This window comes from Streptomyces halobius (genome assembly GCF_023277745.1).
Lineage (GTDB): Bacteria > Actinomycetota > Actinomycetes > Streptomycetales > Streptomycetaceae > Streptomyces > Streptomyces halobius.
Map to the genome: position 1 here is coordinate 2,998,253 of NZ_CP086322.1, position 18,894 is coordinate 3,017,146.

The 18,894-nt window shown below is 67.8% G+C and carries 15 protein-coding genes; 10 read left to right on the forward strand and 5 right to left on the reverse strand.

Annotated elements, in window-relative coordinates; translation table 11 throughout:
- Positions 1 to 20: 20 nt before the first annotated feature.
- Both K9S39_RS13690 and K9S39_RS13695 read right to left on the reverse strand, forming a co-directional pair.
- Positions 21 to 827, reverse strand: coding sequence for a WXG100 family type VII secretion target (locus tag K9S39_RS13690; protein WP_248863616.1), 807 nt, complete (start codon positions 825 to 827; stop codon positions 21 to 23).
- A complete protein-coding gene (locus K9S39_RS13695; protein ID WP_248863617.1) occupies positions 824 to 1,132 on the reverse strand; it encodes a WXG100 family type VII secretion target in 309 nt (102 codons plus the stop codon). The genes K9S39_RS13690 and K9S39_RS13695 overlap by 4 nt, the downstream gene beginning before the upstream one ends.
- 250 nt (positions 1,133 to 1,382) lie before the next feature.
- On the opposite strand from K9S39_RS13695, the gene K9S39_RS13700 reads away from it, so the two are divergent.
- From K9S39_RS13700 to K9S39_RS13710, 3 genes are all read left to right on the forward strand, one after another.
- Positions 1,383 to 1,790: a hypothetical protein gene (locus tag K9S39_RS13700; protein ID WP_248863618.1), complete on the forward strand. Its 408-nt coding sequence runs from the start codon at positions 1,383 to 1,385 to the stop codon at positions 1,788 to 1,790.
- A 501-nt stretch (positions 1,791 to 2,291) separates the two neighbouring features.
- Positions 2,292 to 4,634 (forward strand): ATP-binding protein, encoded by a 2,343-nt coding sequence (locus K9S39_RS13705; RefSeq protein ID WP_248863619.1) that lies wholly within the window; start codon positions 2,292 to 2,294, stop codon positions 4,632 to 4,634.
- Positions 4,631 to 6,004, forward strand: a complete 1,374-nt coding sequence (locus tag K9S39_RS13710) for an SUKH-4 family immunity protein (RefSeq protein WP_248863620.1) — start codon at positions 4,631 to 4,633, stop codon at positions 6,002 to 6,004. Before K9S39_RS13705 ends, K9S39_RS13710 begins: the two co-directional genes overlap by 4 nt.
- A gap of 98 nt (positions 6,005 to 6,102) precedes the next feature.
- Here K9S39_RS13710 and K9S39_RS13715 read toward each other — a convergent pair whose 3' ends face one another.
- Both K9S39_RS13715 and K9S39_RS13720 read right to left on the reverse strand, forming a co-directional pair.
- Positions 6,103 to 6,402: a hypothetical protein gene (locus tag K9S39_RS13715; RefSeq protein ID WP_248863621.1), complete on the reverse strand. Its 300-nt coding sequence runs from the start codon at positions 6,400 to 6,402 to the stop codon at positions 6,103 to 6,105.
- Positions 6,403 to 6,465: 63 nt separating this feature from the next.
- Positions 6,466 to 7,068 (reverse strand): hypothetical protein, encoded by a 603-nt coding sequence (locus K9S39_RS13720; RefSeq protein WP_248863622.1) that lies wholly within the window; start codon positions 7,066 to 7,068, stop codon positions 6,466 to 6,468.
- 370 nt (positions 7,069 to 7,438) lie between these two features.
- On the opposite strand from K9S39_RS13720, the gene K9S39_RS13725 reads away from it, so the two are divergent.
- The 5 genes from K9S39_RS13725 to K9S39_RS13745 all read left to right on the forward strand — a co-directional run bounded on the left by K9S39_RS13725 (position 7,439) and on the right by K9S39_RS13745 (position 16,194).
- Positions 7,439 to 7,774: a hypothetical protein gene (locus K9S39_RS13725; protein ID WP_248863623.1), complete on the forward strand. Its 336-nt coding sequence runs from the start codon at positions 7,439 to 7,441 to the stop codon at positions 7,772 to 7,774.
- A 146-nt stretch (positions 7,775 to 7,920) separates the two neighbouring features.
- Entirely contained in the window at positions 7,921 to 8,940 is a 1,020-nt protein-coding gene (locus K9S39_RS13730) for a WXG100-like domain-containing protein (protein ID WP_248863624.1), read from the forward strand.
- Positions 8,941 to 9,185: 245 nt separating this feature from the next.
- Positions 9,186 to 14,045: an RHS repeat-associated core domain-containing protein gene (locus K9S39_RS13735; protein ID WP_248863625.1), complete on the forward strand. Its 4,860-nt coding sequence runs from the start codon at positions 9,186 to 9,188 to the stop codon at positions 14,043 to 14,045.
- Between the two features lie 89 nt (positions 14,046 to 14,134).
- Complete coding sequence (locus tag K9S39_RS13740; protein WP_248863626.1) at positions 14,135 to 14,728, forward strand: Lsr2 family DNA-binding protein; 594 nt, start codon at positions 14,135 to 14,137, stop codon at positions 14,726 to 14,728.
- A 431-nt stretch (positions 14,729 to 15,159) separates the two neighbouring features.
- The gene (locus K9S39_RS13745) at positions 15,160 to 16,194 is read left to right on the forward strand and encodes a hypothetical protein (RefSeq protein WP_248863627.1); all 1,035 of its coding nucleotides are present in this window, start codon (positions 15,160 to 15,162) and stop codon (positions 16,192 to 16,194) included.
- A 900-nt stretch (positions 16,195 to 17,094) separates the two neighbouring features.
- Here K9S39_RS13745 and K9S39_RS13750 read toward each other — a convergent pair.
- The gene (locus K9S39_RS13750) at positions 17,095 to 17,619 is read right to left on the reverse strand and encodes an ATP-binding protein (protein ID WP_248863628.1); all 525 of its coding nucleotides are present in this window, start codon (positions 17,617 to 17,619) and stop codon (positions 17,095 to 17,097) included.
- A gap of 131 nt (positions 17,620 to 17,750) precedes the next feature.
- Here K9S39_RS13750 and K9S39_RS13755 point away from each other — a divergent pair, with 131 nt between their 5' ends.
- Both K9S39_RS13755 and K9S39_RS13760 read left to right on the forward strand, forming a co-directional pair.
- On the forward strand, positions 17,751 to 18,581 hold the full coding sequence (locus K9S39_RS13755) for a helix-turn-helix domain-containing protein (RefSeq protein WP_248868735.1): 831 nt from the start codon (positions 17,751 to 17,753) through the stop codon (positions 18,579 to 18,581).
- Positions 18,578 to 18,790 (forward strand): DUF397 domain-containing protein, encoded by a 213-nt coding sequence (locus tag K9S39_RS13760; RefSeq protein ID WP_248863629.1) that lies wholly within the window; start codon positions 18,578 to 18,580, stop codon positions 18,788 to 18,790. Before K9S39_RS13755 ends, K9S39_RS13760 begins: the two co-directional genes overlap by 4 nt.
- Positions 18,791 to 18,894: the final 104 nt, after the last annotated feature.

Here is an 18,894-nt window from a genome sequence, read left to right on the forward strand (position 1 = left end):
GTGTGGCCGCTGACTTCTCTTCAGCCGAAGGCGCCGCGCTGGTTGGCGCTGGGCTTGGCGGCGTCGGAGCCGGGTTTGGCGTCGGGATTGGTGTCGGGATTGGTGTCGGGTTCGGCGTCGTCGCCCGTGGCGTTGTTGCCCGTGCGGGCGGTGGGACCGGTGCTCGCCTGACCGCCGGCGGACGGGGCCGGGGAGGCGGAACTCTTCCCGTCCTGCTTGCCCTTCGGATCCGGAGCGGCGGTGGCCTCTGGGACCGGCGGGCTGGTCCGCCTGCCCTTGGCGATGCCCTCGCCGCCGCGCGGCGTGGCGTCCCCCTCCCCGGGCGGCCCGAACGGGTCGGGCCCGTGCGCCGCCCCGGAGGTGGCCCACTTCTGGACGACGGGCGGCCGGTTGCCCTGGCCTCCGCCACCGCCGCGCTTGCCGAACGCGCCGCCCAGGCCGGCGGCGAGCTGGCCCATCGCCATGAAGCCGTACATCGCATCCCGGCCGCCGGACGACTGCGAGGCGGAGTTGTCCGGGGACGGCGCGGGCCGGTCGGCGCCGTTCCCGTTCCCGTTGCTGTTGTCGTCGGTGTGCTGCGCGGAGGCGGCGGCGGTCTCCAGATCCGCGGCGGCCAGTTCGAAGGCCGGCAGCGACTCGTCGACGGACCGCTTGAGACGGTGCCAGTCCGCCGCGAACGCCTCGCCCGCCGGCCCCTGCCAGTTGGCCGCCGCGGCCCTGCCGACCTGCCGGTCCAGATCCCGTACGAGTCCGTCGAGGTGCCTGCCCATGTCCCGCCAGCCGGCCGCCGCCTCGTGCAGGGCCTCGGGGTTGCGTCGCTCGGTCACTGCACGCTCCGCATCATCTCGGCCAGCTCGTCGTCGGCCGCCTGTGTGTTCGCGGCCGTCTCCTTGATGCCGCAGCCGACCTCGGCGAGCCGCCGCTGCAGCCGGCTCAGAGCGCGCTCGGCCTGTTCGTACAGCTCCCGGAAGTGCCGGGCCGCCTCGTCGCTGCCGAATCCGTCCCGCAGCGCCTCGGCGTCCGCCCGCCGTCTGAATGCACTCAGCTGCCGGTCCAGATCTTCCGCGGATATCTCGAAGGACGCACCGAGCCGGTGCAGCTCCTCGGTACTGATCCGGACCTCATCGGACATCTTTTCTCCCCGAATTGAAATGACAGCGACCTGCCGGTCATCCCAACAGGTCTAGCACACCGGCATTGTTACCGAAGCCGCTCGCGGAGCGGCCGGACAACGGGGGCGGGACGGGGGCGGGAAGGAATACGGATCAATATCCAGCAATGCCGACAACCCCGCCTTGACGTGCCGTTCGCACCCGTCATTACACTCAGGACGCCGGTGCAGCACACGCGGTTGCTGTGCCACCACATTCATAGGGGGCAACATGAGCAATGAGCGGCAGATCCAGGACGAGGACCTGATGGACGTCGCCGCGGATCCGGAGCAGGCGCACCGGCTCCGGAAGGCGTTGAAGACGCTGGCGGACAACCCCCATGTGGGCGGCAAGCTCCAGGAGATGGCCCGGGAGGTGCTCTCCGGACGGATCGGCATGAAGGACGCCATCGACACCCCGGCCTACATGGACGCAATCGGCGACCGGATGGGCGAGATCCGGCGGGCCGCGGAGAACCAGACGCAGGCGGAGCGGGAAGCCTCCCGCGAGCAGTTCGCCGCCTGGCAGAAGAAGCAGGAGGAGCAGGAGGACAAGGAGCGCGCCGAGCGCGACGGCCCCTCCCTCAACATCGTCACCGGACCGAAGCGCGGCGGCCGGGGCGGCAGCCACCGGGCCTGAGTGCCCGTCAGATTGCGTACGCCGCTCCGCGCAAGGGAGCGGCGTCCTGTCCGCATTCCCGTCGGCGTCACGTCGGCATCACGTCGGCATCACGTCGACATCACATCGACGTCATCGGTTCACTCGGCGTAATACGCCCAGCCGATTTCACACAGCCCACCGGGAAGCAATCCATAGGGAACCCAGGGACCCCAGGGAAGGAAAACGGATCACTTGCCGGAGCATTCCCAAAGATCTGCTCCCTTTTCGCACACGGTGATCCCGTTTTCTTCACCCGCGTCCTCTGGAACCCCACTCCCTCTGGAGTCGCACGGACCTCACCACCCGGGATGCGCCGGCCCATGACCGCCGGCCCATGACCGCCCGCTCGCTCCCGTCCGGAACCCCGGCCTCCGTGTTCCGGTTCCGGTACAGCCGGGGCCCGGCGGTCCCGCAAGCGCGTCCCGGATCATAGGATCGACCAGGTAGACGCAGAATCCACGACTGTGGAGGGCGGATTTCATGGGGGACGAGGAAGTCATGAGCGCCTCAGGCGGAGGAAACGCCACAGACACCGCTGACACCGCCGACACCGCACGGGCCGGTTACGCACCGCATCCCCATATCGGCGGCCGCACGGCCGTGCTTCGCGCGCTCGCGGCCTGGCGCATGCGGTGGCCCGGTGCGCCCCGTGTCATCGTGCTCACCGGAAGTCCGGGCAGCGGGCGTTCACGTCTGATCACCGGGTTCCTGATGCTGTGCGACCCCGAGTACCGCAAGCGGCTGCCGCTGGACCACCTGGACCCGGCGACGGTGCCGCCGGAGCTCCCGGCACCCGCCGTACCGAACCCCGAAGGTCTCACCTCCGCCCAGCTGCTGTGGACCCTCGCGGACCATTTCGAGCTGTCGGCCACCCGCGCCGAGGACATCTTCACCGAACTCGGCGCCCGTGAGGAGCCGGTGACGATCGTCGTCCCGGACGTCGACCTGGCCGGTCCGGTACGGGCCGTGGACGAGCCCGCGCGCCTCGTCCAGGACGTCCTCGAACCGCTCGCCACCACCGGAACGGTCCATCTGCTCGCCGACGTACCCCGCGACCTGGCCACCGACCTGGCCGGCTCGCTGCCCCGGGGCCAGGTCCAGATCATCGATCTCGACGAGCCCGAATGGGCCGACCCCGAGGGGCTGGCGCTGCACGCCGAGACCGCGCTCCTCGCGGCCACCGAATCGCCCGACCGCCCGTACACCACCGACCCCGACGCACGCCGCGCGCTTGCCGAGGCGATCGCCCGGCGCGCCGACGGCAACCGGCTGACCGTCCAACTCGCCGTTCAGTCGCTGCTCATGCAGCCCGAGGGCTTCGACCCGTCGGACGCGTCCCAGCTGCCGTCCGATGTCGGTGAGGCGCTGGACCTGCACGCCCGCCGCCTGGGCGCCGATCCGCGGACCCTGCGGCTGATGCTGGCGCCGCTGGCGTTCGCCGAGGGCCGGGGGCTGCCCGTCCATCTGCTGGGGACGCTGGCCGGCGCCATCGCCGGGCGGGACATGAGCCAGGACATCGCGGACGGCATGATGCTCGCGGCACCGTTCGTCCAGCCGGTCGAGGTGGCGGACGACGAGCCGGACGGCGTAGCGGACGACGAGCTGGACGCAGACGGGGACGGCGACGGTTCCGGTGCCACGGAATCCGGGGAATCCGGGGAATCCACGGGCACCGGCGGCCGTACGCTGCTGCGTCTGCTCCACCGTGGCATCGCCGACGCGATCCGCGCCGGTCTGCCGGACGTCCGCGACGCCCAGACCAAGATCGCCATGGCGCTGCTGGAGGCGGTACCCGAACAGGACTGGTCCAAGGCCGATCCGTACATCCGCGACCATCTGGCCGCGCACACCCTGGAAGCCGGCCTGCTCCCCCAACTCCTCACCGACCCCGGCCTGTTCGCACACGCCGACCCGGTGTCGCTGCGGGCCGCCGTCGAGGCCGTACCGCTGGAGCAGCTGGGCGCCGCGGCCCGTACGTATCTGCGCGTCGCTCCCCTGCTCACCCGCACCCAGGCACCGGCCGGGATGCGGGCCGCGTTGCTGGAGACCGCCTTCGTGGAGGACGGGCTGGCGCCCTGGGCGGAGGCGCTGCACCGGCTCGGCTTCGCGCTGCCGTGGCGCACGCTGTGGAGCCTGCCGGTCACGGGGGCGAGCGCGGTGACGGTCGGGTCCGTGGCTGAGCAGGACGGGGCTGAAGCGGGGCAGGGCACAGTCTCCGGCACGCCCGCCGACGGCGCAGCTGCCGACGGCCAGGCCACGGTCTCCGGCACCCCCAGCACGACCGCCCCCCGCCCGGTGGCCGCCATCCTCGTCCCCGAGGGCACCCCTGGCTCCCGTCCGCTGCCACGTGCGACGGACGAGGTTACTGAGGGCACGGCGGATACAACGGGTACGGCGGGTACGGCGGGGCCTGAAGGTGGTGCCACCGGTGCCGCCGGTGCCGCCGCCGAGGGCAGCGGCTCGGCCTTCCTCCTCCACGATCTGCTGCGCCCCGGATACCTCGACGCCGACCCGGCGCAGGTGCTGCGCCCCTCGGAGGACGAGCGGGCGGCGGCGCCGTTCGCGATCAGCCGGGGCGCCGACTATCTGCGCGTCTGGGCCCGCGCGAGTCAGGAGGTGGTGGCCGCCCTGGTCTCCGACACCCCGTTCACCGGCGCCGATCTCTCGCCGGACGGTGTCCTCGTCATCGCCACCGAGCGCGGTGTGACCGCCCGGCAGATCACCGCCGCTGTCCCCCTGGCGGCCACCCCCACCGTGCCGGCCCAGGCCGCCGGCGCCCATGACGCTGACGCTTCCCACGGCCTCGAAGGAGACCACTCGTGATCACCCAGGCGCAGGCACACGCCACCGCCGCCCGCTGGCTCAACCCCGAAGGGCATCAGGGCCCGCCGCGTGAGGTGGCCATGCAGGAGTTCGACCTCGGCTGGGTGGTGTGGGCCGTACCGCCGCCCCCGGAGGTCGACCCGGAGACCGGGCAGCGGCGCCCGCCCGCGGAGATCGGCACCGCGTGCGGTGTCGTCGACCGCGCCACCGGCGAGCTGACGGTCTGGCCGTCCGTGCCGGTCGACGAGGTCGTACGGATGTACCAGCAGAAGCACGGCGCGGGGGCGGATGGGGGTACGTCCCATGCCCTTGAGGCTATGGGGGAGGCCCCGGCTCAGGCGGCCGCCGCCGACCAGCCGCCGGTCACCGGCCCCGGCAACACCGCCGTCGCCACGTACAACGACCCGGCCACCGGTGAGGAGACCAGCCTCGTCCGTGTCTCGGCCCCCGGAATGCCGCCCGTCGAGTTCCAGTTGCACGAGGAGCTGCTGCGCCTCGGCGTACGCGGCGAGGACGTCCGGGCGGTGCACACCGACCTCCGCCCCGCCCTGCTCCCCGGCGGCTACCCGGGCGACTTCATCTTCCGTGGCTTCCCCAACGCCACCTTCTCCTGCACCGAGGGCTACGGCATGCGGCCCGAGGAACGCGCGGAGGGCATCGCCGGGCTGCTGCGGCACGTCGAGATGATGCACCAGTTGGCGGGCCGGCCGGCGCCGCCGCGGCCACACCGGGTGCCGGTGCCCCAGAACGCCGAGCCGGCGCCGCCGATGCGCGATGTGGCCCTCGGCAAGCACCTCACCGAGGTCCTCGGTCCCCAGGGCGTGATCCGCCCGGACGCCGACGACCTCGCCGCCACCCGGCTCCCGGAGGCCGCGAAGAAGACCCTCACCTGGGCCGGGCTGCCCGCCCAGGTCCCGTACTTCTTCACCGCGGACCAGGTCGACAGCCCCCCGCCCGGCGGTCTGTTCACCGATGTCGCCACCCACCTGCGGCAGACCGGGACCGAGACCCGGGAGCAGACGCTGGAGACCCTCGCCGGCTACGTCCGCCTCGGCACGGACGGCCTCTACACCCTCGCCGTCCAGTGCACCGCCCCGGAGGCGAACCAGAGCCTGGTCGGCACCGTCTGGGCCGTCCAGCCGTCGTCGGGCGGCGGCCGCTTCGTCAACCGCACCCTCGCCGCGTATCTGCGCTCGCTGGCCCTGCTGGCGACCACGCGGCAGCAGATGCGGGGCATGGACCCGTACGCGGCGGGCGCGGCGGTGGCCGCCTTCCAGGAGCAGATCGCGGCGATCGATTCCTGGGCGCTGGACGACGAGGGCAACTGGTGGTCGCTGATCATCGAGCAGATGTGGCACGGGTTGTTCTGAGGACGGGCCGTTCTGAGGCGGGGCCCGGGGGGGGCGGGTGCCTACGTGCGGGCGCGGACGTGCGTCTGCGTGAGCACCCGCCCCACCCCGGTGCCCTCTCAGGGCAACAGCAACCAGTCCGCCGCCAGCGCCGCGGCCAAGCCGACGCCCAGCAGCCAAGAGCCCAGCCGGGTGCGCCCGTTCCGGCTGAGTTCGATCACAATGCCACAGAGTACGAGCGCGGCTCCGTAGACCCCGACCACCAGCACCGACGTACGCGACGCCAGGCGCACCACCAGCACCAACGCCATCGCGGCCATCAGGACCGAGGCCAGGACGATGCGTATTCGCCGCGCCTGACGGGGTGTCAGCCCGACGCGGCTCTCGGAGAGGGACTCTTCGGCTTCGGGTGCGTCCATGGCAGAAATGCTACGTGACCTGCGATCGCCCACGTGCCCGGCTCCCGGGCACGCCCGGCCCTCCTAGCCCTCCTGCCGCATCCGCTCGGTGAACATCTTCGACAGCTTGAGGAGAGTGGGGTCGACGGCGTCCTGCAGACGGCTCCCGTCGTACTTCACCGTGCCGATGAAGTTGGCCTCGCGAATCACCAGCTCCTGGTGGTCCTTGTACGCCGGATCGACGTCCGCGAACGCCACGCTCCCGGATCCGAACGTCTCAGCCTTCAAGGTCCGGTACTTGGTCGGGCTGCTCTGGGCGTAGGATTCCCACTTCCTGAAGGCCTTCTTGGCCACGTAGTCGCTGCGGTACACGACCACGTTGAAGCGAGCCGACTTGCTCTTGTCGCTGCTCCCGTACGCGGCATCACCGACAGCCACAGCCCCCTTGCACCAGCCCGAGGGCTTATCCGGGGCCACGCTGCACTTCTTAGGGGCTTTGGCGCGACTGGACGGCTCATCGGTCACGGTCCTGAGCTCGGTCGGCATGCTCTCGCGCGGCGGCAGGATGTCCTCGGCCGCCTGGGCGCCTCCCAGCTTCGAACCCGACCCGCACCCCGCCAGAGCAAAGGACATGGCAAGCGCCACAACTCCGACCCGCTGCGCCTTCTGGCCCACCCCAAACCGCACGGCAAACTCCTCACATCTCGAACACCGGGCTCACTTGTATCAGGAGAGGGTGACGCCACCGCGGCCGCCCATGGTTCCGACAGCCCCTGACCCCCTCACCAAACCTTCACGCGCACCTGCTGCCTCCACGCGCACCTGACCTCGTCAATTCACCGCAATTTCAACCCCGTTGAAGAGAACACGAACCCCACCGAGCCACCACATCCCCGCCTTGACACCCCCACGCTCAGATCACCTAATGTGAACTCATTAGTCTCGACTGAGATCAGTCGAGACATGCGGCGTCGAAGTCACGGGCCAAGCCACCGGCGAAATCACGGGCGCCGACTCGACGAGCAGCATCCGGGCACCGGCGAATACGGGGGCAACAGTGGCAGGCAAGGCGTTTGACGTCGATCCGGACGTGCTGAGGACGCAGGGCGACGCGTTCGTCCACATCGGCGGCGATTTCTCCAATGCGGCGAAGAAGCTGAGACAAGGCGCCAACAAGGACGTCGCGGAAGTGGCCTTCGAGGGATGCGACTTCGGTGACATCTTCCTGACGATCTACGAGCCCATCGCGAACGGCATGTTCGACTCGATGGACTCCCTCGGCGAACGCCTCGAAGGCATCGGCGACAAACTCACCACCATGGCGAAGCACTACGCCGAGTCGGACGAGCAGGGCATCCACGCCATCAGCGCCGTCGGCCGCCCCGCCATCTGAGGCACCACGCGCCACTGAGGCAGCCACCCCCGGCCCGCCGCGATAGACCGCCGCCCTCTCGCCTCACCCCGCTCCATTTCCGCCTCACACTCCACCGCCATCCCACTCAGTACTACTCGGCTATCACCGCACGGGGGACGATCACTGTGTCAATCCAGCTGCCAGAAGGGGTCGACTGGGTCCTCGACCTCCTCGGATTCAACTGGCCGAATGTCGACGAGGACAAGCTCTTCGAATGCGCCCAGATCTGGCGCGACTTCGCCGAAGCGGTGAATCAGGCGAATTCCGACGGCTCGACCGCGGCCAACCAGGTCTTCTCCGCCAACTCGGGCGAGGCGGTCGAGGGCTTCTCCAAGGAGTGGGGCGCGTACAACGGCAGCGCGGGCGGTGGCGACAACTACTTCCGCGACGCGGCCATGGCAGCCGAGGTGATCGCGTTCGCCTTCGACGCGGCCGCGCTCGCCGTCATCGCGGGCAAGATCGCGGTCATCGTCCAGCTCGTGATCACCGCCGCCGAACTCATCGCGGCTCAGGCGGCCGCACCGTTCACCCTGGGCCTGTCCGAACTCGGCGCGGCCGGCGCCACCCAGGCGTCCCGCGTGATCATCCGCCAGATCCTCGACAAGCTCAAGCGTGAGGTCATGGAGGCGGCCACCAAGGCGATGGAACACGCCACGATGGACGCCATCAAGAAGATGACGAAGGAACTGGCCCAGAAGGCGGTGTCCAAAGAAGCCCGCAAGCTGGTCACGGACTACGCCAAGCAGCAGGTCAAGGAAACGGTCAAGGACACCGTCAAGGAAACGGTAGTCGACGCGGCCAAGGAAAAGGCCGTAGAAGCAGGCACCGAGATGGCTCAGAACGTCGCCGAGCAAGGCGTCGAGAACCACTTCGGCGCTCGCGACGGCATCGACTGGGGCGAAACCGCCGACATCGGCAAGGAAAAGGCCGGCGAATACGTCGACGGCGTCAAGGAAGGCGCCGCCGGCCTCGCCGACCCCAACACCTACATCGACCACGCCAAGGAAGACCTCACCAACCGCGGCCTGGACGCCGCACAACGCCACGTCGACAACCGCACCGGCGGCGCCGCCACCAACAACCCGGAGGCCACGGACGCGGCCCGTTCGGCCGTTACGGACGAGGTCCGCTCGGTCTTCGGCTGACAGCTGCCGCCAACCGTGATGCCCTCGGGTTCCATGAATGATGCAATTCCATGGAACCCGAGGGCATCACGCTGCCCGCAGCATGTTCACCGCCCAGTCCGTACGCGAGCCCTCCCCTGCCAGTCGGCACCTTCGCCCCGGCACCGACGGGCGTTGGGGATGACTCATTGCGCGCTTGAAGAATCGTTCCCCCCGATGGAAACGTATGATCATCTGACACGGATTCGACGGGGGATGTGTCTTACGTGGGTGTTGTGCTGCCGGGATGGGCGGACGAACTGCTCGACCTGATCGGTGTGTCGTGGCCGAACGTGGACGAGGACGATTACCGTGAAATGGCCAACGCCATGCGGGAGTTCGCCGACGACATCGACGAAGGCGCGAACGAGGCCCACACCGCGATCCAGAGTCTGGTGGGTTCGGCGGGCGGCTCCCTGGCCGTCGAGGCGATGAACGCCCACTGGGGCAAGATCAACGGCACGCACCTCAAGGGGCTTGCCGACTGCGGCCGCATGGCGGCCACCGCGATGGACGGCGTCGCGGTCCTCATCGAGGGCGCCAAGATCGGCGCGCTGGTCCAGCTCGGTATCCTCGCCGCCGAGGTCATCGCCGCCCAGGCCGCAGCCCCCTTCACCCTCGGCCTGTCCGAACTCGGCGCGCTGGGCGCGACCCAGGCCACCCGAATGATCCTCAAGCGCCTGTTCAAGGAGGTCTGCCAGCAGGTCGCCGAACAGGTCATCAGCATCGCCCTCACACCGGTGGAGGAGGCGTTGGGTGCGATGGTGGGCGACCTCGTCGTCCAGCTCGGCGCCAACGCCCTCGGTGTCAAGGACGGCGTGGACCTGGGCCAGACCGCCAAGGCCGGCAAGGACGGCTTCAACCAGGGCGTACAGGACGCCAAGGACTCCGCCAAGTCAGCCGCTGAGAACCCGATGGAGCTCCTCAGCGCCGGTGGCCGCCGGGGAGGCGGGGGCGGTCTCGGCGGATCCGGAGGCGGCAGCGGTTCCGGCGGAGGCGGCGGGGCCGGTGGCGGTAGCGGGTTCAGCTTCGACAACGACGAGCACGACCGCGTCGTCACCAGCCTCGAAAGCGCGGGCGGCACCTTCCGCAACAAGGCCGGCGGCAAGATCGGCCGCGCCAAGAGCCACCACGGCCGCACCCGCGGCAAGGACCCCATCGCTGATGCCGCCAACACCATGCTCGACAAGGTCATCGAAGGCATCGAGGACGGCGTCAAGAAAACCGCCAAACACCTCGACGACAACATGACCCGCGGCATCAAGCAGATGGCCAAGAACCACCACGACAACGACAAGGGCCTGGCGGACCATTTCAAGGGTCTTGGCAAGGACGGGAAGAAGGATCCCAAGGGCCCCACCTCGACCACCCCCGGAGGCAGCGATCAGCATGGCAAGGGTGGCCCCAACTCGCCTTCGAAGGGACCTGGTCACAACGCTGCCGGTACCAAGCCAGACCTGTTGAACAAGGTCCTGAGCGACCCGCGTCGCCACGGCATCCCCATCAACATGCGGAAGTGCAAGAACGACCCGGTGGACGTAGCTACGGGGCAGATGGTCCTCCCGCAGACAGACCTCAGTCTTCCGGGAACCCTGCCACTGGTGCTCAAACGAACACATCTGTCGGACTACACGTTCGGGATGTGGTTCGGTCGCTCCTGGGCTTCGACTCTGGACGAGCGGATTGAGGTCGACGTCCGCAACAAGGCCGTATGGGCCCGCGAAGATGGCTCGCTGCTCATCTACGACCAGTTGCCGACCCAACAACAGCCAGAAGTGCTGCCGATCGAGGGTCCTCGGATTCCGCTGCGCTGTGACAGTCCCCTCGGCGCTCAGGAAATGGAGTTGGCAGTCACCGAGCCTCAATCGGGCCTGACCCGCTACTTCTCGAGGCCGTCCGGTGAAGGTTGGCAGTTGTGGCTCACCTCGATCGAGGACCGCAACGGCAATCAGATCGACTTTCACCGAAATGCGTCCGGCAGGCCCCTTTCGGTTACGCACAGCGGTGGCTACGACATCACCATCAGCAGCGACCAGCATCTCGGTCGCATCTGTGAGCTTTCGCTGCGTACCCAGGAAACAGACCAGGGCGCAGTGCGCGTGAGGGCGTACTCCTACGACGCGGTAGGCAACCTCGCGGGGGTGACCAATTCCTCCGGACAGGCTCTGACGTTCGCCTATGACGGCGAGGCACGCATTCTCTCGTGGACTGACCGAAACGATTCCACATTCCGCTACGTATATGACAGTTCAGGCCGCACGGTTCAAACCATCGGGCCCGGCGGCTACCTGTCGTCGGCGTTCGCCTACGACTCGGAGCGCCGGGTTACTCGCTACACCGACTCCACCGGCGCGATCACCACGTACCATCTGGACCAGCGGCTTCAGACAATTGCCGAGACCGACCCCCTGGGGCACACGACTCGCTTCGCGTATGACGCCCGGGGTCGGCTCCTTGAGCAGACCGACGCGCTGGGCAACACCACCCGCTTCGAACGCGACGACCACGGTAACCTCACCGGCCTGATCGCCGTCGACGGGGTCCGCACCACCGCGGAGTTCAACGACTTCAATCTGCCCGTTTTCATCACCGAACGAGGCGGCCTCCAAAGGCGCTTCGACTATGACACCAGGGGTAACCAGACCGCCATCACAGGCCCCGACGGCATCCTCACCCGGTATGAGTTCGGCGAGTACGGCCACGTGACCGCCGTCCGAAATGCGGCTGGAGCGGTGACCCGCATCCGGAACAACGCCGCCGGACTGCCTGTGGAGATCACGGCGCCCGACGGTGCCCGCACCACCTTCGCTCGCGATTCCTTCGGCCGCGTAACCACCGCCACCGACGCCCTGGGCGAAACGGTCTGCCAGGGCTGGACCATCGAGGGAAAGCCCGCCTGGCGCGAACTGCCCGACGGCACGCGGGAGGAGTGGACCTGGGACGGCGAAGGCAACCTGCTCAGCCACACCGACCGCGCTGGTCACACCAGCACGCACAGTGCCACTCACTTCGACCGGCGTGCCGCTACTCGCAGCAGTGACGGCGGCGAATACCACTTCACCCACGACACTGAACTGCGCCTCACCACAGTCACCAACGCGCGGGGCCTTGAGTGGCATTACCACTACGACGCGGCCGGCCGCCTGATATCCGAGACGGATTTCGACGGGCGCACCCTGACCTACGAACACGATGCTCTGGGACACCTGACCCGTCGCACGAACGCCGCCGGCCAAAGCCTGACGTACGAGCGTGATGTCCTGGGTCGCGTTGTGCGCCTACAGCACGACGACGGGGCCACCTCTACTTTCGCCTACGACGCCACCGGCCGCGCCGTCCACATCGCCAATCCCCATGCCCGCATCGACCTGGAACGTGACCGCGTAGGACGCGTCGTCACCGAGAGCGTCAACGGCTGCAGCCTGACCCGCACCTACGACGCCCTGGGGCGGCGCACCCACCGCCGCACTCCCTCGGGGGCCATCAGCTCACTCACCTACGACGAACGCGGGCTGACCGCATACACGACAGGCGAGCACACGTTCCATTTCGAACATGATGCTTTGGGCCGCGAAACCACCCGAAGCCTCGGCGACACCCTCACTCTGCACAACGACTGGGACCCTGTCGGCCGCCTCCTTCACCAGACCTGCTCTAGCCCACAAGACACTCTGCTGGACCGCTCCTTCTCCTACCACGCCGACGGCACACCACACACGATCGACGACATCCGCACCGGCCGGAGCACCCACACCGTCGACGAAGCGGGGCGCATCACCGCCGTCACCGCACACAACTGGAGCGAGCGCTACGCCTACAGCACTGACGGCGACCAGACCCACACCTCACTACCCGCAAGGGCACCCGGCCAAGACGCCGCTGGTGAGCGCCACTATGCCGGGAGCCGTATCGCACAGGCCGGACGGACTCGCTACGAGTACGACGCGCAAGGCCGCCTCATCGAGCGCCGCACCACCACACTCAGCGGCAAGACGCTCAAATGGGCCTTCACGTGGGACGCCGAAGACCGTCTCACCCACGTTCATGCCCCGGGCGACACTCACTGGCGCTACCTTTACGACGCCCTCGGCCGCCGCATCGCCAAGGAGCGCCTGACCCCTCAAGGGCATGTCGCGGAGGCCACCTCGTACTGCTGGGACGGGGGCCAACTGGCTGAACAGCAGAGCAGTGGCGTCACCTTGGTATGGGACTACAAAGGTCTGCAGCCCCTGGCACAACGCGAGTCCAAAGCCAACATCGCTCAAGAGGAGATCGACCGCCGGTTCTTTGCCATCGTCACGGATCTCTCTGGAGCCCCCAGCGAACTTGTCGGTCCCGATGGAACAATCGCCTGGCGCGGCCGCAGCACGGCCTGGGGCGCGACCCAGTCACACCGCGACGCCACCGCCTATACGCCTCTGCGCTATCCCGGGCAGTACTTCGACCCGGAAACCGGCCTGCACTACAACGTCAACCGCTACTACGACCCCGACGTAGGCCGCTACACCTCACCGGACCCATTGGGCCTGGCCCCCGCCGTCAACCACTACGCCTACGTCCCCAACCCCTTTACCTTGGTGGATCCGCTCGGACTCGCTGGCTGCGAGGATGACCCCACCTGGGGCGGACGAGTTGTTTTTGTCCGGGACGAGCACGGTCGGCCGTACGAGATGCACGCCACGATCACCCGCGACATGCTCGATGAAGGGACCCCCGCCAACAACAACCTGCGGCCGCCCGGCTTCGTTCACGGGACAGTCCACAACCAGGCCCGCGGACACCTGCTGGCCCGAATGCTCGGAGGATCCGGGGATACACTCGATAACCTGGCCACCATCACGCAGAACCCCACGAACAGCCCGCACATGCGTGACGATGAGCAGGATATCTACGACGCTGTGGCCCCGGATGACGGCGAGATCGTCCAGTACAGCGTCTACCTTGAGTACACCGACGACAACAAGCACTCCGTACCCAAGTGGATTCAGATGGAAGCCGACGGCAACAAGGGATTCAAGCTCGAAGCAAACCTTAAGAACCCTGACCACGCCGCACAACAGGACCGACGCCGCCGAGGAATCGAGTGACCGCCTTCGACGCTCTGACCCGACTCTGCCCCCCACCTGCCAGCTCGCCGCGCCCAGTCGACTGGGCAACCGTCGAAATCCGACTCGGCATGCGACTTCCCACCGACTACAAGGAACTCGCCAGTACATACGGACCGGGACGCTTCGCTGACTACCTCCAGATCTATCACCCCCACGGCAACACTGAATACGTCGACCTCGTCGGCCCTATGCCGGCCAAGATCCGATCCCAGCTGCAGAAGGACTACCACCAGGGAACGCACCCCGTTCCGTATGACCCCCGACAGCTGTTCACCATGGGGGTGACCGACAACGGCGAATACCTCTTCTGGGTCACCGAGCCACTGGACGCCCCTGACTCCTGGCGGGTTGCAGTCAACGAAGCCCGTGGACCCCAATGGTTCATCTACGACGGAACTATCACCGAGTTCCTCGTTTCCGTGTTGACCGGTGACACCGCCGTGCCTCAGTTCCCCCGTGGGATCCTCGAGCACGTGCCGAGCTTCGCACCTTCAGATCCCAGCGTCCGGACTCCATCCCCAGCTCCCGCAGGCATCACGGCCAACACCAGCGACATCCGGGAATGGGCCCGTGCCAACGGCTACGAAGTCCCGCTCCGCGGCCGCATCCCCGCAGCAGTTCTCGACGCGTGGGAACAGGCCAACCGAGAAGGTAAGTCGTAGAGCCCTCTGCAGACGAACATCGCCTCCACCCAACCCATCGCGGTGGCACCCAGCCGACGCCGTCGTGCGGGTAGCTGCGTAGCTGGAGCCGGGGCCTGGCCGTCGCGGCTGAGGAGGTCGACGTGGCGTGCGTCTCCGCGGCGTGCTGATGATGTCGGTGGAGCGTGAACGCACCGATGCGTAGGCTCTCGGCGTGTTGAGGGGCTCGGGCTGTCGGCGTCCTCGGCGTACTAGCCGAGGACGCCCTGAGCCGGATCCGCCAGCGCGTTCGTCGCCCCTCACATTGTCACGCCGTGGTCGATTGGGCGGTGTCTGGCCGATAGTGGTGAGGGCAGGCAGCGGGCGACAGATGGACGAGGAGATCGGCATCCGGACCGCGATCGTGTGTGGGCGCCGCTCACCACGATCGTCGTCCTCGACCGGAAGAATGAATGACTCGCACGACACCGGAGCGGCCGGTCGCCCCCTTGGGCCTCTTTCCGGAACTCAGCGGCTATCGCCGCACTGGGACGCGTCTGCATCCGCGAAAAGGCAACCCGGAGCTCCACGAGAGCTCGGTGGCAGGGCCGTTTCTGTGGCCGGCCGACGAGCCGTGGCCGATGTGCCAAGCCGTCCATGAAAAAGGCCGCGGACACCGACTGGCCCACGTACGGCTCAGACGCCGGATCCTCGACGACGCATGGCGCAGAGACCCGCAACGCGGACCATCCGATGAGGAACGCGAAATCCTTGCGGGCCTCCAGCCTGGTCTGCACGCTCCCGATCTGCGCGACACCGACCCGATCCCGATGCTCGCCGCAGCCCAGCTGTACAGCCGTGACATTCCGGACCTGACCGGCCCCGAAGGATACGACCTGCTTCAAATCCTGTGGTGCCCCTTTGAAGTCCACGGCCCTGCCCGAACAATGGACGTAATGGTGAATTGGCGGCGCTCGCGGGACGTCACCGATGTCCTCACCGACACCCCGGAGCCTGCCGTCGTGGGCCGGGCGGAATGTGTGCCCAGCCCCTGTGTCCTCCACCCGGAACAGATCACCGAGCACGAGTACGTCGGCCTGCTGAGCGACGCATTGCAGGAGAGGATCGAGGCATGGGAAGAGGAACTCCTGGAAGTCGCTGAAGAGAATGAAGAGGAGTACGCCCCAGGTGAGGAATACGAACTCACCTATCAGCACGACCTGTCCATCCCGCCGGGCTGGAAGGTCGGTGGCTTCGCCTCCTGGCACCTCACCGACCCCGCGCGGGTCGACTGTTCCTCCTGTGACACCCTTATGCGACCACTACTGACCATAGCCGACCGTGAGTGGGACCTCGGCTCACTGAGCTGGGTACCGATCGAAGACCGGCAGGTCATAAGAACCATGGGAGCCAGCGCGCCGACAGACGTGTACCTCGGGCATGGGCTCATGCGCATCTTCACCTGCCCAACGGACCCGACCCACCCACACCGGCTCAGCTTCCAGTGATCCTCCCCAAGCGCTGCCGAGCGGCAGCGCTCACGCCGATCCGTCCCTCTGATGGATTCCGCATCGGTAGCGCCGCCGTCATGAACACACACCGGGCATCCGCCCGAGCCGTGGCCGGGATGGGTGCCCAGCCGCAGGGCGTACTGGACACGCTCGCGTTGTGCCACGGACTGGGCAGAGCTACCTTCGTCGTCTCTACCAGGAGGTCTCGGGCCGGATGCTCCGGGCCGTGACGTTGAACTGCGCGCCGACGCCTCCGACGCAGCCGATCAGCTCGTACGGCATGACCACCGTCACGGCACTGGCCCGACCGGGGAGGTCGCGCGGCCAGTTGGGAATGGCGGCGGCCAGGCGACGCCCCAGGCGGTTAGCACAAGGCCGCGTCTGGGGCTCAGGGAGCACCTCGGAGCATGGGCACCGAACAACGGCGCCGGGCGCGAGCGCGGACGCATTTCGTCGCGATTTCCTCCACGCCTACGCACACAACGGATAGTCCTGAACGCTCGTGACTCACCACAGCGCCCAGCAGGGGATTGACCCCGAATCCTGGACCCGGGTCGTGCGGCTGGTGCCAGCGTGGTTGATGTTGTTCCACGTGCCGTCTCGAAGGCGATCGGCAACCGGGCGGAAAACCAATCCAACCGCGGCCTGGACGCCGCAACCACGCAACGTCGACAACCGCACCGGCGGCACCGCCACCAACAACCCGGAGGCCACGAGAGCGGTCCGCTCAACGGTCACGGACCACGTCCGCTCTGTCTTCGGCTGAGCCAGTGAGACGAAGGAACCGGGGCGATGAATGAGTCCTTCGCCCCCACCCGACAGGCCGCCTGCCTGCGCGACTTCTTCCACCGGCTCACGCCAACCTGTTCCACCTCATCTGAAGAGCTCCCCGACCCCTCAGCGTTCTGGCCTGCGCGTCGCCGCGGCGTACTCCGCCCAGACAGTCTTGCCCGGACCGCCCGGCCTCGGTACGACACCCCATCGGGCCGCGAGGCATCCGACAATCAGCAGCCCGAGACCGTTTTCCGCGAGCACGCCGCACGGATCCGCCACCCCGCCCCCGCCGGCCGAGGTGGCCGGGGCGACCGACGGCAGCCCCTCGCCACGCGTATCGGACACCTCGACACGAAAACGGAACGTGCCCGCCGCCGCTGAAACCGTCAGGCGTAGCGCGAAATCCCGCCCGGGGACATGGCCATGCCGCACGGCGTTGGCAGCGAGCTCACCGGCCATGGCGGTAACGGACTCATTGATTTCGCTGTCGTACGAGTACCCCCACTCGTCAAGACGGTGCGACACCAGCCGACGGGCCAGCCGGGCGCCGCGCGGTGTGGACGTAAAACGCATCGCGAACTCACCGATACCGGGCTGGTTTTCGCTAAGCAGGGAAAATGCGCCAGAAGTGCGCGCTGTGCTGTTCATGGAGCAACCCTCCCGTCGCCGGCATACATTTGACGAGGAGTGATGCGCTGACCACGGTGCGTTGTACGTACGAGGGAAGCGCGGGTACGCAACGGGTGGCACTACCCCGGAAGGCGGCGGGCATGGCGGACATGAACGACGACGGCCAGCAGGCGGAGTACGAGCCCGGATCGGGAATCCTGCAGGTGTTTGGGCGCCAGCTCAAGCGGCTGCGGGAATGGGCGGGGATGGAACGCCCCGAATTCGGTGCGAAGACGGGCTACTCCCCCGCGACCATCGCCTCATTCGAACAGGGGCGGCGCATCCCGCCGCCCAAGTTCATCGACAGAGCGGACGAGGTGCTGGGGGCGCACGGCGTCCTCACGGAGATGAAGGAGGAGGTGGCGAGGGCGCAGTATCCGGCCTTCTTTCGGGATGCGGCGCGATTGGAGGGGACGGCGGTCGGGCTGCATGTGTACGCGACGAAGGCGGTGCCGGGCCTCTTGCAGACGGAGGAGTACGCACGAGCGGTGTTCACCATGTGGCGGCCCCTGCTGGACGAAGAGACCGTCGCACAGCGAATTGCGGCACGGCTGGAGCGCCAGGACGTCTTCGCCCGGCGGCCGATGCCCACGATCAGCTTTGTCATCGAAGAGTCGGTCCTGCGCCGTCCCTTGGGTGGATGGGCAGTCATGCGGGGCCAGGTGGAACAGATCTTGCTGCACGGACAGCGCCGCAATGTCGAGATCCAGGTGATGCCGACCGAGCGGGAGGAGCACGCAGGGCTGGACGGCCCGTTCACCTTGATCGAAACACGCGACGGGCGGAGGATCGCCTACGTGGAGGGGTACAAGGACAGCCGCCTGCACACGGAACGGAAATCGGTCCGCGAGATCGAGGAACAGTACGGGATCCTCAGAGCGCAAGCGCTCACACCGCGCGAATCGCTGACCTTTGTCGAGAAGTTGCTGGGAGAAGCATGAACATAGAGGAGACAGTGCGGGCCATGCCCGAGTTGGCCTGGTTCAAGAGCAGTTACAGCACTGGGTCGGGCGGCGAATGCGTCGAGGTCGCAACTGGCGCCGCCTCTGTGCACGTCCGCGACTCGAAGGACATCACACGGCCCGCACTGACTGTGCCGCCCACTGCCTGGACTGCCTTCATCGGCTTCGCCATAGCGCAGGCCCCCTGAGGGGCACGGTGGTGCTCTGCTCCTCCGAGGCACGAGGGGCAGAGCACCACCCAGGCGGGCCCAGCCCGGCAGCTTTCCGAACTCTCTTTTCTTTCAAATGCTTT

Coding starts and splice junctions, on each gene's coding strand:
- K9S39_RS13695 (WP_248863617.1), bottom strand. CDS start 1,132: ATGTCCGATGAGGTCCGGATCAGTACCGAGGAGCTGCACCGGCTCGGT.
- K9S39_RS13700 (WP_248863618.1), top strand. CDS start 1,383: ATGAGCAATGAGCGGCAGATCCAGGACGAGGACCTGATGGACGTCGCC.
- K9S39_RS13705 (WP_248863619.1), top strand. CDS start 2,292: ATGGGGGACGAGGAAGTCATGAGCGCCTCAGGCGGAGGAAACGCCACA.
- K9S39_RS13715 (WP_248863621.1), bottom strand. CDS start 6,402: ATGGACGCACCCGAAGCCGAAGAGTCCCTCTCCGAGAGCCGCGTCGGG.
- K9S39_RS13740 (WP_248863626.1), top strand. CDS start 14,135: ATGCGACTTCCCACCGACTACAAGGAACTCGCCAGTACATACGGACCG.
- K9S39_RS13745 (WP_248863627.1), top strand. CDS start 15,160: ATGACTCGCACGACACCGGAGCGGCCGGTCGCCCCCTTGGGCCTCTTT.
- K9S39_RS13750 (WP_248863628.1), bottom strand. CDS start 17,619: ATGAACAGCACAGCGCGCACTTCTGGCGCATTTTCCCTGCTTAGCGAA.
- K9S39_RS13755 (WP_248868735.1), top strand. CDS start 17,751: ATGAACGACGACGGCCAGCAGGCGGAGTACGAGCCCGGATCGGGAATC.
- K9S39_RS13760 (WP_248863629.1), top strand. CDS start 18,578: ATGAACATAGAGGAGACAGTGCGGGCCATGCCCGAGTTGGCCTGGTTC.